We start from the raw sequence: 14,397 nt of genomic DNA on the forward strand, positions 1-14,397 counted from the left end.
ATGAATCGCTTTCTGAAACTGACCTCGGCCAGTGTTCTGGCCCTCGCCTGCGTCGCGGCGATGGCCCATGCCGAGACCAGCCCCGTCACCTGGGAGGACATCCTGAACGACGCCGAGACCACCGACGACGTGCTGATGTATGGGCTGGGGGTGGGTGCGCAGCGCTATTCCGCGCTCGACCAGATCAATGCCGAGACGGTCAAGCACCTGCGCCCGGCCTGGTCGTTTTCCTTTGGCGACGAAAAGCAGCGCGGCCAGGAAACCCAGGCGCTGGTGCATGACGGGGTGATCTACGTCACCGGGTCCTATTCCCGGATGTGGGCGCTGGACGCCAGGACCGGCAAGCGGCTGTGGAAGTTCGAGGCCCGCCTGCCCGAGGACATCCGCCCCTGCTGCGACGTGGTGAACCGCGGCGCGGCGATCTATGGCGACAAGGTCTTTTTCGGCACGCTGGACGCCAGCATCTATGCGCTGAACAAGGACACCGGCAAGGTCGTCTGGCGCAAGAAGTTCGAGGACCACAAGATCGGCTACACGATGACCGGCGCGCCGACCATCGTGAAGGACAAGGAGACCGGCCGCGTCATGCTGATCCACGGCAGCTCGGGCGACGAGTTCGGCGTGGTCGGCAAGCTCTATGCCCGCGATGTCGAAACCGGCGAGGAGATCTGGATGCGGCCCTTTGTCGAGGGGCACAAGGGCACGCTGGCTGGCGCGGAGGGCACCGTCACCGGCGATCCAGCCGCGCCGAGCTGGCCGAACAATCCCGACGGCAGCAAGGTCGAGGCCTGGAGCCACGGCGGCGGCGCGCCCTGGCAATCGGCCAGCTACGACCCCGAGACCAACACCATCGTCGTCGGCGCCGGCAACCCCGCCCCCTGGAACACCTGGGCGCGCACGCCGGGCGACAGCCTGTATACCTCGGGCCAGGCCTATGTCGATCCCTCGAACGGCGAGCTGGTCGGCTTCTACCAGCACACACCGAACGACGCCTGGGACTTTTCCGGCAACAACGAGATCATCCTGTTCGACTACAAGGACAAGGACGGCAAGACCCATCGCGCCGGCGCCCATGCCGACCGCAACGGCTTCTTCTATGTCACCGACATCGAGGCGCTGTCGAAGCGCGGCGGCGAGATCAACCGGCCGACGGCGCTGCTCAACGCCTTCCCCTTCGTCGACGGCATCACCTGGGCCAAGGGCATCGACCTGAAGACCGGCCGCCCGATCGAGAACGAGGGCCAGCGCCCGCCCCTGCCCGCCGAGGGCGAGACCAAGGGCGCCAGCATCGAGGTCTCGCCCCCCTTCCTGGGCGGCAAGAACTGGAACCCGATGTCCTACAGCCAGAAGACCGGGCTGTTCTATGTGCCGGCGAACCACTGGACCGAGGATTACTGGACCGAGAACGTCACCTATCAGGCCGGCGCCGCCTATCTGGGCCAGGGCTTCCGCATCAAGCGGCTTTACGACGACCATATCGGCACGCTGCGCGCCTTCGACCCGACCACCGGCGAGAAGAAATGGGAGCACAAGGAGGAATTCCCGCTATGGGCCGGCACGCTGGCCACGGCCGGCAACCTGGTCTTCACCGGCACCTCGGACGGTTTCGTCAAGGGCTTCGACGCCGAGACCGGCGCGGAGCTGTGGAAGTTCAACACCGGCTCGGGGATCGTCTCGTCCCCGATCACCTGGGAAATGGACGGCAAGCAATACCTGGGCATCGCTTCGGGCTATGGCGGCGCGGTGCCGCTGTGGGGCGGCGACATGGCGACGCTGACCACCCAGGTCAGCCAGGGCGGCTCGTTCTGGGTCTTCGAGATCCCCGAAGAGTTGCTGACCGCCTCGAAGTGAGGCAGCCGCCGAAACCGGGCGGGCGGGGTTGGTCCCCGCCCGGCCTTCACCCTCGATCCAAGGGATCCCGAAGATGCTCAGAAGCCTGACCTTCCTTGCCGCCCTGGCCCTCGCCTCCGGGGTCCATGCGGCCAATTCCGAACAGACCGGCGGCAGCTGGCCGGTCATCGTCGACGAGCCGACCCCGCGCGAAGGGCCGCTGGTCATCAGCACCTGCGAGATCAGGCCCGGCGCCGCCTGCCCCGGCGCCGACCTGCGCCATGCCGACCTGCGCGGGCTGAAGCTGAACGGCATTGATCTGAAGGGCGCGAACCTGATGCGGGCCAACCTGTTCGGGGCCGAGCTGAAGGGCGCCGACCTGACCGGCGCCGACCTGCGCGGCGCGAACCTGCAGATGGGGCAGCTGCAAGGCGTGGTCATGCGCGACGCCGACCTGACCGGCGCCAACCTGGACTATACCCGGATGGCCGGCGCCGACCTGTCGGGCGCGAACCTGACCGCCGCCACGCTCGAGGCGGCCATGGCGCCCAAGTCGAAATTCGTCGGCGCCAGGCTGATCGGCGCGAACCTGATGGAGACCAAGTTCTACAACGCCGATTTCGCCGAGGCGCTGCTGGAGGGCAACCACGCCCCCTATGCCATCTGGGAGGGGGTGCATATGGAGAACTGCACGGGATGCCCCGTGGACTGGTGATCCTGGCCGCGGCGGCGCTGGCTGCCACGCCGGCGCCCGGGCTCGACCTGGCCGCCGCACTCGGCACCTGCCGGGCCGAGGCGGACGAGGCCCTGCGGCTGGCCTGCTACGACCGGCTCGCCGCCCGGAAACCGGCGCTGGAGCATCGCGGCGCCGGCAACCGGGTGCTGCCGCGCTTCGATCTGGACGGGCCGGCGCGGCTGGTCTTCGAAAGCACGGATGCGATCATGGTGGTCTATCTGCTGGACGCATCGGGCGCGGTGATCCAGAATCTGCACCAGGCCGGGGCCGGCGCGGGCTCGTTCCTGATCCAGAAGCCGGGGCGCTACGGCATCCAGGTCAACGCCTCGGGCGGCTGGCTGATCCGGCTGGAAGACCCGGGGTGACGGCCCCGCCGCGCTTCACAGCCCCGCCGCCCGCCCCTAGACTCGACCCATTCCAGCCGAGGCAGCCAGATGAGCAGAACGATGGAACAAGCCCAGCAACCCCCGCCGACGATCCGGCCGCTGAACACCGCGCTGATCGTGGACGACCACCCGCTGTTCTGCGACGCGCTGTCGATGACGCTGACCGGCCCGGTCGGCATCGCCCGGGTCGAGGCCGTGGGCAGCCTGGCCGAGGCGCTGGACCGCATGGCGCGCGAGCCGGTCCCGGATGTGATCGTGCTGGACCTGCACCTGCCCGACGTGAACGGGCTGGAAGGCGTGGTGTGCATGCGCCAGGCGGCGGCCGAGCGGCCGATCATCGTGGTCTCGTCCATGGACGAACGCCGGGTGGTGCGCGGCGCGCTGCTGGCCGGGGTCAGCGCCTATGTGCCCAAGCACGCCCCGCGCGAGGCCTTCCGCGAGGCCTTCGCCGCCATCGCCCGCGGCGAGGTGCATGCCAGCCGGCTGGCGCTGGACAATGCCACCCCCAGCCTGGCCGAGGAGGCGCTGGCGCGGCTCGCCTCGCTGACCCGGCAGCAGGCGCGGATCCTGCAGCTGATCAGCACCGGGCTGCTGAACAAGCAGATCGCGCATGAGCTGTCGATCGCCGAGACCACGGTCAAGGCGCATGTCACCGCCATCATGCGCAAGCTGCGGGTGCAGACCCGCACCCAGGCGGTGCTGTTCGCCCAGGACATCAGCTTCAACGCCATGACCGCCGAGGCGAGGGCCGAGATCGCAGGCCATGACAGCGAGGGAGTGAACCGCTAAGCCTGACGGAGGAGGCGCGACAGCGGAAGGGAGGCCGGGGTGAGCGCAGCGCAGGATTGCATCGCGCGGGCCAGCGCGCCGGCGCAGGACGCCGACGTGACCGGCCGGCTGGCGCGGGGCCTTGGTCCCGGGCCCTTCGCGCTGGTCATGCTCTTTGTCTCGCCCCGGGCCGACGTCGCGCGCATCGCTGCCGAGACCGCGGCGCGCCTGCCCGCCGCCCATGTCGTCGGCTGTACCACCGCCGGCGAGATCTCGGAGGCGGGCTATGACGAAGGCGCGGTGCTGGCGCTGGGATTCCCCTCGCGACTTTTCGCAGCTGAGGTGCTGGAGCTGACCGACCTCGACCGCCTGTCGCGCAGCGCCGCGGCGGCGGCCTTCCTGCAACTGCGCCAGGATCTCGCGGGTGCGCAGGCGCATCTGCCGCATGAATTCGCCCTGCTGCTGGTCGACGGGCTGTCGCTTTGCGAGGACGACCTGGCCTCGGCACTGGCGGCCGGCTCGGGCCATGTGCCGCTGATCGGCGGATCGGCCGGGGACGGGCTGCGATTCCGGGAAACGCTGGTCCTGCATCGCGGCCGGGCGCTGCGCAACGCGGCGGTGCTGTCGGTGCTGCGCGGGCTTTGCCCGGTGCGGGCGCTGAACATGGACCACCTGCACCCGACCGAGCGGCGCATGGTGGTAACCCGGGCCGACCCCGCCGCCCGCATCGTGCAGCGCATCAATGCCGAGCCGGCGGCGCGTGAATACGCCCGCATCCTGGGCAAGGATCCGGCGCTGATCGACTACCTGACCTTTGCCGCGCATCCGCTCGCCGTGCGGGTCGGCGGCCGCTATCACGTGCGGGCGGTGCAACGCGTGCTGCCTTCGGGCGAGTTGCTGTTCTTTTCGGCCATCGACGCGGGCGTGGTGCTGGCGCTGACCGAGCCCGAGGACCTGCCCGCGCATCTGGACAGGCGGCTGTCGCAGCTGGCCGGGCCGGTGCCGCCGGTGGCGGTGCTGGGCTTCGACTGCGTGCTGCGCCGCATCGAGGCCGAGCAGAAGCAGCTGGGCGGTGCCGTTTCGGAAGTGCTGCGCCGGCATCGCGTCTGGGGCTTTTCCACCTATGGCGAGCAATTCGGCCCGCTGCATGTCAACCACACCCTGACCGGCTGCGCGATCTACCCGCCGGGGACGCAACTGGCGGAGCCCGGCTGATGGCGCGCATCTCGGACTGGCTCATCGACCGTAACGACGATGCCGGGCAGAACCTGGAGAAGCTGCTGGTCATCGCCGAGGTGCTGATGCGCCATTCCGAGGAGCGCCGGGACGAGAACAACGCCGCCTTCGAGGAATTCCGCCGCGCCGCCCTGCTGGAGGAGCGCGTCCGCCAGCGCACCTGCGATCTCGAGGCGACGCTGGAGCGGCTGAACGCCGCCAATGCCACCGCCGAGTGCGCCCGCCGCGACCTGTCGCAGGCCATCGAGGCGATCGAGGAAGGCTTCGCGCTGTTCGACGCCGAGGACCGGCTGGTGCTGTGCAACAGCCGCTTCTGCGCCGACCTGCCGGATGTGCGCCCGGCGCTTGTCCCCGGCATCGGCTTCGCGGCCTATGTCGAGCTGCTGGGCCGGTCGCGGCAGGTGCTGCTGCCCGAGGGGCTGACCGCCGACGGCTGGATCGCCCAGCGGATGCGGCGCCACGAGCAGCCGCAGCATTTCAACATCGGCCTGACCGGCGACCGATGGATCCAGGTCAGCGAGCAGCGCACGCTCGACGGCGGCACGGTGGTCCTGCATACCGACGTGACCCGCATCATCCGCACCGAGCGTATCGAGCATGGCAAGCTGCTGGACAACCAGGCGCGGATGATCCGCGCGACGCTGGAGCATATCAACCAGGGCGTCGGCATCTTCGACGCCTATGGCGCGCTGATCGGCTGGAACCAGCGGCTCGCGGACCTGCTGGAGATCCCCGCGGCGCTGATGCATCGCGGGCTGAGCTTCGAGCGGCTGGCAGTGCGGATGCTGTATCAGGCCCGCTTCAACGAAGGCTTCTCGGCCTCGCAGCTGCGCGAATGGGTGCGGATGCGCGGCGCGCGCCTGCCCCTGTCCTTCGAGCTCTGGCACGCCTCGGGGGTCATCCTGGACGTGCATGGCCGCGAGATGCCCGAGCGCGGCTTCGTGATGTCCTTTACCGATGTCACGCGCGAACGGCTGGCGATCCATTCCATGCTGCGGGCCAAGGCCACGCTGGAAGCCCGCGTCACCGCCCGGACCGAGGAGCTGGCCGCGGCGCTGGCCAATGCCGAGCGCGCGAATTCCGCCCGCGTGCGCTTCGTCGCGGCGGCCAGCCACGACCTGCTGCAGCCGCTCTCGGCCGCCAAGCTCTTCGTCGCCTCGGCCCGCGACGATGCCGGCGACAGCGCCCTGCGCGCCACGCTGGAAAAGGCGCATAACGCGCTTCTCAGCGTCGAGGGCATCCTGGGAGCGCTGCTGGACCTGTCGCGGCTGGAATCCGGCGGCACCGAGATCGAGATCGCGCCCCTGTCGATGGAGCTGCTGCTGGCGCAGCTGACCGACGAATTCGCGCCGCTTGCCGCCGCCAAGGGCCTGGGACTGCGCATCATGCCCTGCCAACTGGCGGTGGAAAGCGACGCGGCCTATCTGCGGCGCATCCTGCAGAACCTGATCGGCAATGCCATCCGCTACACGCAAGCCGGGCGGGTGCTGGTCGGCGTGCGCCGCCAGGGCGGCAGCCTGCGCATCGAGGTCCACGACACCGGCCCCGGCATCGCGCCCGAGCACCAGCAGGCGATCTTCCGCGAGTTCCACCGCGTCGAGGGCACCGCCTCGGCCGCGCACGGCATGGGGCTGGGCCTGGCCATCGTCGAGCGCGCCTGCGCGCTGCTGGACCACCGGCTGCGGCTGCATTCGGTGCCGGGCCGCGGCACCCGCTTCTCGGTCGAGCTGCCCCTGGCGCATGACCTGCCCCGCGCCGGCAGCAAGGCCCCCGCCGCCACGCCCCCGCCCGAGGCGGGCATGGACCGCATTGTGCTGCTGGTCGAGAATGACGAAGACCTGCGCAGCGCCATCGCGCAGCTGCTGGAACGCCGCGGCGTCGAGGTGGTCGAGGCCGCCAGCGGCAGCGAGGCGCTGACCCTGGTCGAGGAGATGGGCGTCATCCCCGACATCTACCTCTTGGACCAGCAGCTGGGCGACGGCCCCAGCGGCGTCGAGACGGCGCAGGCGCTGCACCGCCGCTTCGGCTTGCGCCCGACCCGCATCATCACCGCCGACCGCAGCCCCGAAACCCGGCGCGCCGCCGGCCAGGCCGGGCTGCAGATCCTCTTCAAGCCCATCGACCCCGAGACGCTGGAGGCCTTCGTCTGCCAGCCCGGCTGAGCCGGCGCCGAAGCCTCAGCCCGCGGCGCGGCGACCGATGTTGTGTGACACGAATATCTGCACTAAGGCGGAAGACATCGGAGGACGTCGGAAGACCCCGGATGCGAAGTGGTGCGAAGATCCGCGAAAGCCCAACCAATTGGGCAAAAAATGCAAACTCATTGGGTGTCTACTGGCAAGTGGACCATCGCCCTGTTGACGGAGATCATGTGCGTTGGCCCGTTCGGCTGAGACAGCTGAAGCCACAAGCCGTGGAACGTCGCGATGCGCCGCAGCCTTCGCGTCGATGCGTCGCTGGCCTTCCTGAACCCGCGAAGCGCACTCGCGTTCAGCACCAATGCGTAACAATAGGGCACAGCCTATAAAGACACAGACTTGGGCCCACTCGATGCTGGCCGGATCGACTGGCTGAAAGGGGCATGTGGGGTGATAGCAGATCGCGAGACCCATAACGCCGAAGTCGCGATGAAAGCGGGCAAAAGCTATATAAGCGTGACGACATTAGGCGTCTGCGACCGGGTGGCCAACCTTTCGGCTGCGAGCGAGTGAAAGCGGCCCGCGCCCGTCGCCTGGCTAAGCAGGGTCTTTGATACCTGCGATAAGATCCGGGCGGAAGCCAGCCCAGTGCGTGTCGCCGGCGACGACGACAGGCGCCTGGCGATAGCCGAGGGCGACGACCTGCTTCATGGCTTCGTCATCCGTGGTCAGGTCGACCAGCTGGTAGCCGATGCCCTTGGTGCTGGTTCTCATCAGGATCGGCACCGGCTTGCATTAAGCTTCGGCACCCAGTCGCATGACCTTCGGCACCGGGAGCCACTGAAGTACCGCTCGCAGCGTTAGCGAAGGCGAGAAGCGCGGAGACCCCAGCTATCGCAGCGGTTCTCGCCTTCGCGGTTACGGAAAGCATCGAGGAAGAATGGGCGGAAAGCGGTCTGACGGCAATGCGGCACGGCAAACGCAGCAAGAGCGCCAGAGCCGCCGCTCAACCGGCGCGCAGCGTGTGCGGTGAAGCGCCGATATTCGCGTGCATACTTACTGCTAAGGGAAGTACCCCGCGGGGGGATCGGCTGGTTCCGGTCACCATATCCCTCGTTAGAGATGCGAGCCGATATGCCCGATGAGCGTCCTGCCTTTGAACTCAGCATGCTCTACACTTGAGAAATAAATGCGATGGAAATAATACTCTGTGTCGCCGGCACGGGCTGAGCAATGAAGTTTAATATGCGGCTCGCACAGGATCCGAATTGTGCCGTCCTTGCCCGCAAACTGGAAGGTCAGTGCATCTTTGCGCTTCACGTCCCCTTCCATCGAGGTTTCGAAACCCGATATCGCGGTGAACGCCTTCATGGACGCTTTTACGTTCGGCTGCTCCATGCATGTCGGCATATCTTCGGCAAGAGAGACCAATGCGGACACGATCACGGCGACGAAGTCGTTCAGATCTCCCTTGAATGTGCCAAGACAGTCGGGAAATTGTTTGCTGAACACGAAATTCGGGAACGCCAGTTGGCATTCCAACATGAAGCCGTCCCTATCGCCTTGATAGGTCTTGAGCTCCTCTCGTATCACAGCAATCCATCCGGTAAGCGAGTTGACGCTCCGCACTCTCCCCTCCGCCCAAGGGCCAAGCTCGCCGATGGCTCCTCGCGCCTCCAGCTCAGCCATCGTCGTCGGAACAGCCCTGTCAATCATGAGCTGGAGCTGCCGTTGCATGTCTCTGCCGACACCTTCAAGGCTTTCGCAAAGGACTTGGTAGAGGGCGATGTCCGGAAGAACCTCGGTACAATAGAGGTCATTGTCCTTATGAATCGCATACCCAGCTTCGCGTAGCTCATCATCGAGCTCGATCAGCGCCTCGAGACGCCCTATCAACGCCTCACGCGTCACCTCTGGCGGCGGATAATATCGTTCGACGCTGTGGATGAGGCTTGCTGGCATGTTTGACCGTCAGACCTTGGCCTGAGCGGCTATGGCTCGGCGAGCCTTCATCATCTCGGCTAAGTCTGCGCCCTGCTGATCGAAGAAGCCGGGTGGCCAACTCGTGAGCTCGGCTGCCTTGTCCATTGTGATCGGGTGAAGGATGGGCTGGCCCGGGCCCTCTCCGAGCGACAGGAACACAAAGCTCGCATCATCGTGCGGGATGATGTCCCGCAACACAGCTAGGCGGACACCGTTCAGGACATTCTCGCTATGGGTCTCGACAAGGACCTGAACGCCCGCCGAAGCCACCGAGGCGAGGAAGATTCCAATTGCGGTCTGAGCGCCGGGATGGAGGTGGGCCTCAGGGTTCTCGACGATCAGCATCGATCCTGGAGCCGCGAGCAGCCCACTCACGACCACCGGCAGAGCATAACTGATCCCGAAGCCCGTGTTGGCTGGGGGAAGTGCTTTCGCCGTCGCACCCCGCCGGCCGATCGCCATTTGCACCCGATTAAGATCAGGATGAGGCGTCGTGAAAATCTGTGCTCCCGGCACCATCCGCCCCATCCAGGCTTCAAGCTGGACACGGAAGAGTTTGGATTCAGGTTCGATACATAAGGTCGGCGCTACGATGCGGCTCTCCGCCTCTGCTTGAGAAATCGCGAAGGCCGTGAATTCACCTTTGTAGCCAGTGGAGGTGAAGAGCTGGTCGGCCATCGGCTGCAGGTCACGCGGACCGACCCGCTCTGCGACGAGGTAGTGAAATTCTCGTTGGAAGATTGAGAAGACGCTCGCACGCTCGAGCAGATCCTCCGACGCCTCGACGCAAGCAATACTCGTCGTTGGCTTGGTAGTGCTCGCCTCGAAGCCACACATTATACATTCGGTGTCGTTGCTGGACACTCCCAGAACAACAGTGTCAGAGTCGATGTCCGCGTTCGTGAGTGTGGCACTATTCCCTAAGCTGAGCCTATACGTGTCATTGAGATTAATACTAAATAGCTGACGCTTCCTATCAGTACGATCAACGGCCCCGGCTAGCAGACGGGCTTGATCGCCAGCCTGACGGAGAAGCAGCAACGCCTGAATCACGCTCGACTTGCCGACACCATTTCCGCCGCTCAGCACGGTAAGCCGTTTGAGTGGGATTTTCACTTTCTGGAAACATTTGAAATTAGTCAGGTGAATGTCGTTAATCATCCGATATGCTCCGTGCAGAGGGTTCGAGCCTTTTCGAACGCATAGAGCAACCGACGCCGATCATTCGTTCCAAACGAGACGCTGTCATAATAGTTGGAGTCCCCGTCGAGTTCTTGAGCAACGATCTCGGCAAAACTCCCGGGCTTGACCGTCTGAACCTCCGACTCTTCCAGCTCGGCTAGCACTACCGACCAAGTCGTAAACAGAGAGTTGTTCATGAGCCTGCGTCGGGCACCCGGGAGAAGGTCATTCGGACTGCATTTCCGGAATGCGAAGGCGCCGAACAGGTGCGAGCTATTGCGCATGCCGCGCTCGAAGGCGGGGACCAGTTTATCGAACGCGCCCGGATTGCGATTGAGCGTCTCGATCGTTTGGTCGAGAAAGCGCTCCATGTTACCGGCATATGGCGCCTGATACTCAAGGTCCGACAGTCGGAACGCCGCGAAGCGAAGCGCGATCTCCTGATCCTGCATGCGCACGGTGCCCACGCTCGAGCAAGTTGCCGCCAGAAAGTCTGGTGACCGGGACAGGCTGTGCAAGAGCTTCCGTGTCTCCGGCGACGACATGCAGTTGCGGATTTCCTGAGCGTTGAGCGGCCGACCGCCCTGGTTAATACGTTTGAAAATATCGAATTTTACGTCTACCGGCGTCTGGGCATCGATGATGTTCATCATGATCTGTGTCTGCATAATCCGCTTTCGGTAACGCTGGTCGATGCAGCGCCCCGGATCGTCGTGGCGGAAGACCTTGCCTTCCTCGTCCTTAAGATACTCCAGGTCGCGCAAACGCAGTTTGTTGTCGAGGAATTGCTCGATGACGGTAAGCCGCTGCAGCCCGTCGACCACCTGCAGGCGTCCCTCATAGTCCTGGGCGAGGTAAAATACTGGCAGTGGAATGCGCAGCATTATCGATTCTATGAGTCGCGACCGGGCGCCAACATCCGTCCACACAAATTGGCGCTGGAAATCAGGCGACAGGTTGATGTCGCCGTCCTTGATCATGTCGTAGACGAGGCTGATATTGAAAGGCTTCGTGTCGACTCGGATGAACTCCGGATCGTAGGGGAAGGGCTCGGACGAGCCGTCTGCGGATTCCTCAGTGACCTCTATGCCAGCAGCCTCTTGGATTGATCGCTCCGCGAACGCCTGTATGAACGCTTCGCCGATCTCGTCCGGCGTTGATCCGATATCCCCGGACATTTCGACGCCCAGGATGCGGCCGGCTTCCGTCGTGGTGATCGTAAGTTCATGTAAAACGTCCTCCGCGGTCCAGCGGCAAAGCCCGTCGGACTGCGACTTGTCCAGTCGCAGTCCGACAGATGCTGGTTCTCCCGATGCGAGGCGGATACGAATTTGCAAGGTGCACTCCAACAAAGACTCTGACCGATATATATCGGTAGCGTTCGAAACAATCTACCGCCCTGCACGTACAGCGGGCGGAAGCTAAGGCCCGCGTAGCCGATCCTCGCGAACCGTCCTCGCTGCGCCAAGCCCAAGTGGCAGCTATCAGGAGCGCCGTGTCGCGGTATCGTAGCGCGCTTACTGTCCGCAATGGGCCGCTACGGAACATCATCGCAGATAAGGTCAATGACTGGCTATGGCCAGCACAAGCAGCCAAGAGCACTCCTCCGTCAGCGAGCCACGCGGCGTATCTCCTCCACCAGCAGCGGTGACAGGTCGTACGCATCAAGGGTAGCATCCTGCAGCCAGGCGCGTGCCTCCGGAATAGTCATGCTCTTGTTGACGGTGGCATCGTTGAGAATGGCCGCGGCGACGCGGGACAGGCCGAGACCCATGAAGCTTATCATTGATCGGTCGGAGGCGCCGACCTCGAGATAAAGCGACATCGGCGGTACTGAGCTGGCCATTTCAGACAGGCCGATCTCGTCTAGGACCTGGAGGAGGACTGCGCAGTAGCATGACATCAGCCGCACCACCTCGAACCTTATCACTTTCTCGATGGTCTCGAGCGTGCTGCGGATCACCGTCCGGGAACTCTTCTTCTTGTCGTGGTTGATCGCGTTCTCGATGATCTTCGGGAGAGGGTCGCCCCTCATCCAGAACACCGCCATCAGGGCAAGATAGCGGTGCGATCCGTGGCTTGGCGGAAGACCTAGCAGGTGGGTATGGCAGAGCCTTAGCAGCGATGCATAGGAGGCATACGCTCCGCTTTCGCGCGGATGCGCGGGGATTAGCGCGCGCACGCCCGCCTTGTCAGTACCCGCTGCAGTTCGCAGCGCGACGTGAAGCGCTTGCTGGCGATGCGGAGACAGGTTCGGACTCTGGCGCACGACCTCGACAGGCAGCGTCAGGACCTCAACCACCTCGTCGATCGCGAGTTGGACGCGTTCGGTCGACGCAGAGGGCACGCCCGCCGCGTTCAGCCGCGACAGCGTGGTCGACAGCTCGCCGCGCGAATGATCGTCCAAGAGCCGGATGAACAAGGTCTCAAGGTCGCCATCCGGCTTCCTGCTGTCGCCGTCCTCGTCGGCCATCGTCGCGACAAGGTCCTCCAGCCTCTGGGTGACACCTTCCTGCAGGGCGGGCACGATCTCGCTGTCCCTCGCATGATCGAGTGGTTTGGCTTTCCACTCGTCATAGTCGATCAGGAAAATGTTGCCTTGGAACTCACGGCGGAGGCGCCCGGCGCGGCCCGCTAAGTTCCAGAAGTCGGTGCCTTCCAGAGGCCGCTGCTTCCCTTTCTCCGGCTTGCACATGAAGACATTGCGGGCCGGCAAGTTCACGCCTTGGAGAAGGGTGCTGGTACAAACGAGAAAGTCGATCGTGCCATCCGCGAAGGCATCCTCGACTGCCTGCCGAACTGACGTCGGCATGTTGGAGTAGTGGAAGCCCACGCCCCGGCGCACCGCCGCAGCCAAGACATAGGAGGGATGAACCGACTGGGCGATGAGCTGCGCGACCGCATCGCGCCGCGGCGTCGTCTCCCGGTCTGCGAAAAGCTCGGCAAGCTGGATGGCCAGATCTTCCGCCTCGGCGGCGCCGTTCGCATAAACGATGGTTGGGGCGCCCCTGCCGAGAGTTGCCGATATGTGGACGAGGCGCTCCTTTTTTGTCGCGATCGTCCGTTTGATCGCGAATTCGCCGACCAGTGCCTCCTTGCCACCCGGCTCTATGCTCGACACAGAGAATTCGCCCTGGCGCGACGATATCACACGCACGATCAGGAAGTTCTGCGCGACCGTCGGTTCTGTCGAGGGAAGCGTCTCAACGCTCTCGAGGCCAAAGGTGCGGCCGAACACATCCAAGTTGCGAATGCCTGGGCTGGCAAAAAGCAGCTGCGCATCCGCGCGCCGACGAAGCAGGTCGTCCACGACCCATTGCAGCAGGACGCCACGTCCCTGGTCGGCAATGCTGTGGGCCTCGTCGACGATGACGATCCCAGCGCTCATATTCGGGTGCGCTGCCAGCATCAGTTGGGTCCGCTCCTGAGTCATCACGAATATCGCTCGCGTCGGCAGCGGCTGATCCCCGTCGAGGGGCACGGTGACAACCTCCGGCGCTCTCTCCGTGCCGGAGAACAGATCTGCCAGATCGCGTGCGACTTGAGCGATCAGGGCGCGGGTCGGCACGAGATAGACGACGATATGCGCCCCGGCCTCTTGGAACACGCGGGCGAGATGGCCCTGCAGAATGAAGGACTTTCCGGCGGAAGTCGGCGCGGCGACTGCAACGCTGCGCCCTTCGCCGAGCTTACTCCACAAGTCGTGCTGAAAGCTCGTCAGTAGCGCCGGGCGATCCCGAAGAAGGACGCGGCGCCGATCAGATAAGGCCATCTCCTCGATCGCTAGATCCAACGGCAGGTCCCCGGCGGCGCGGCCGACCTCCTCGCGCGTTTCCAGCGCAGGGAAGTTGCCGAGCCGAGCCAGCACGACACGAAGCGCCTGCTGCATGGGCAATGTCTTCGCGCCTATTACCTCATACGTCATGGTCGCCGAACGGTATGCCTGCCGCCGATGCAGCGGGTCCTTGGAGCAGGCCAAGATCGCAGAGGCCTGCATCAGGCGTACCGCTTCCTCCATGGTCACCTCAGGGTCGAGCGGTCTTCCCAGCTCGCGCCCCAGCCACGTCCGATGGGCGAGTGCTGCCGCGTCGTGGAATCGGCTGTTGCTCCAGATTTGATCGGCCAGTTCCTGCATCGA

At 64.9% G+C, this 14,397-nt stretch carries 11 protein-coding genes; 6 read left to right on the forward strand and 5 right to left on the reverse strand.

The features are described 5' to 3' along the window. The 6 genes from ESD82_RS07410 to ESD82_RS07435 all read left to right on the forward strand — a co-directional run bounded on the left by ESD82_RS07410 (position 1) and on the right by ESD82_RS07435 (position 7,118). Positions 1-1,851 carry a PQQ-dependent methanol/ethanol family dehydrogenase gene (locus ESD82_RS07410; protein WP_147429446.1) on the forward strand — a complete coding sequence of 617 codons (1,851 nt, stop codon included), beginning with the start codon at positions 1-3 and terminating at the stop codon, positions 1,849-1,851. 73 nt (positions 1,852-1,924) lie between these two features. Continuing rightward, positions 1,925-2,545 (forward strand): pentapeptide repeat-containing protein, encoded by a 621-nt coding sequence (locus tag ESD82_RS07415; protein ID WP_147429445.1) that lies wholly within the window; start codon positions 1,925-1,927, stop codon positions 2,543-2,545. Next, a complete protein-coding gene (locus ESD82_RS07420) occupies positions 2,527-2,931 on the forward strand; it encodes a hypothetical protein (RefSeq protein WP_147429444.1) in 405 nt (134 codons plus the stop codon). Before ESD82_RS07415 ends, ESD82_RS07420 begins: the two co-directional genes overlap by 19 nt. Before the next feature lie 81 nt (positions 2,932-3,012). Beyond that, positions 3,013-3,741 (forward strand): LuxR C-terminal-related transcriptional regulator, encoded by a 729-nt coding sequence (locus tag ESD82_RS07425; protein WP_147429443.1) that lies wholly within the window; start codon positions 3,013-3,015, stop codon positions 3,739-3,741. Positions 3,742-3,780: 39 nt separating this feature from the next. Then, on the forward strand, positions 3,781-4,935 hold the full coding sequence (locus ESD82_RS07430; protein WP_104491161.1) for an FIST signal transduction protein: 1,155 nt from the start codon (positions 3,781-3,783) through the stop codon (positions 4,933-4,935). Next, on the forward strand, positions 4,935-7,118 hold the full coding sequence (locus ESD82_RS07435) for a hybrid sensor histidine kinase/response regulator (RefSeq protein WP_208852057.1): 2,184 nt from the start codon (positions 4,935-4,937) through the stop codon (positions 7,116-7,118). Before ESD82_RS07430 ends, ESD82_RS07435 begins: the two co-directional genes overlap by 1 nt. Before the next feature lie 573 nt (positions 7,119-7,691). Here ESD82_RS07435 and ESD82_RS21745 read toward each other — a convergent pair. The 5 genes from ESD82_RS21745 to ESD82_RS07455 all read right to left on the reverse strand — a co-directional run bounded on the left by ESD82_RS21745 (position 7,692) and on the right by ESD82_RS07455 (position 14,394). Beyond that, a complete protein-coding gene (locus ESD82_RS21745; RefSeq protein ID WP_167521726.1) occupies positions 7,692-7,868 on the reverse strand; it encodes a thioredoxin domain-containing protein in 177 nt (58 codons plus the stop codon). A 342-nt stretch (positions 7,869-8,210) separates the two neighbouring features. After that, entirely contained in the window at positions 8,211-9,056 is an 846-nt protein-coding gene (locus ESD82_RS07440; RefSeq protein ID WP_147429441.1) for a hypothetical protein, read from the reverse strand. Positions 9,057-9,065: 9 nt separating this feature from the next. Then, a complete protein-coding gene (locus tag ESD82_RS07445) occupies positions 9,066-10,238 on the reverse strand; it encodes an AAA family ATPase (RefSeq protein ID WP_147429440.1) in 1,173 nt (390 codons plus the stop codon). Next, positions 10,235-11,596 carry a DUF262 domain-containing protein gene (locus tag ESD82_RS07450; RefSeq protein WP_151208813.1) on the reverse strand — a complete coding sequence of 454 codons (1,362 nt, stop codon included), beginning with the start codon at positions 11,594-11,596 and terminating at the stop codon, positions 10,235-10,237. The genes ESD82_RS07445 and ESD82_RS07450 overlap by 4 nt, the downstream gene beginning before the upstream one ends. Positions 11,597-11,868: 272 nt before the next feature. Next, on the reverse strand, positions 11,869-14,394 hold the full coding sequence (locus ESD82_RS07455; protein ID WP_147429494.1) for a DEAD/DEAH box helicase: 2,526 nt from the start codon (positions 14,392-14,394) through the stop codon (positions 11,869-11,871). Between the last annotated feature and the right edge of the window lie 3 nt (positions 14,395-14,397).

Source organism: Paracoccus pantotrophus, assembly GCF_008824185.1.
GTDB lineage: Bacteria > Pseudomonadota > Alphaproteobacteria > Rhodobacterales > Rhodobacteraceae > Paracoccus > Paracoccus pantotrophus.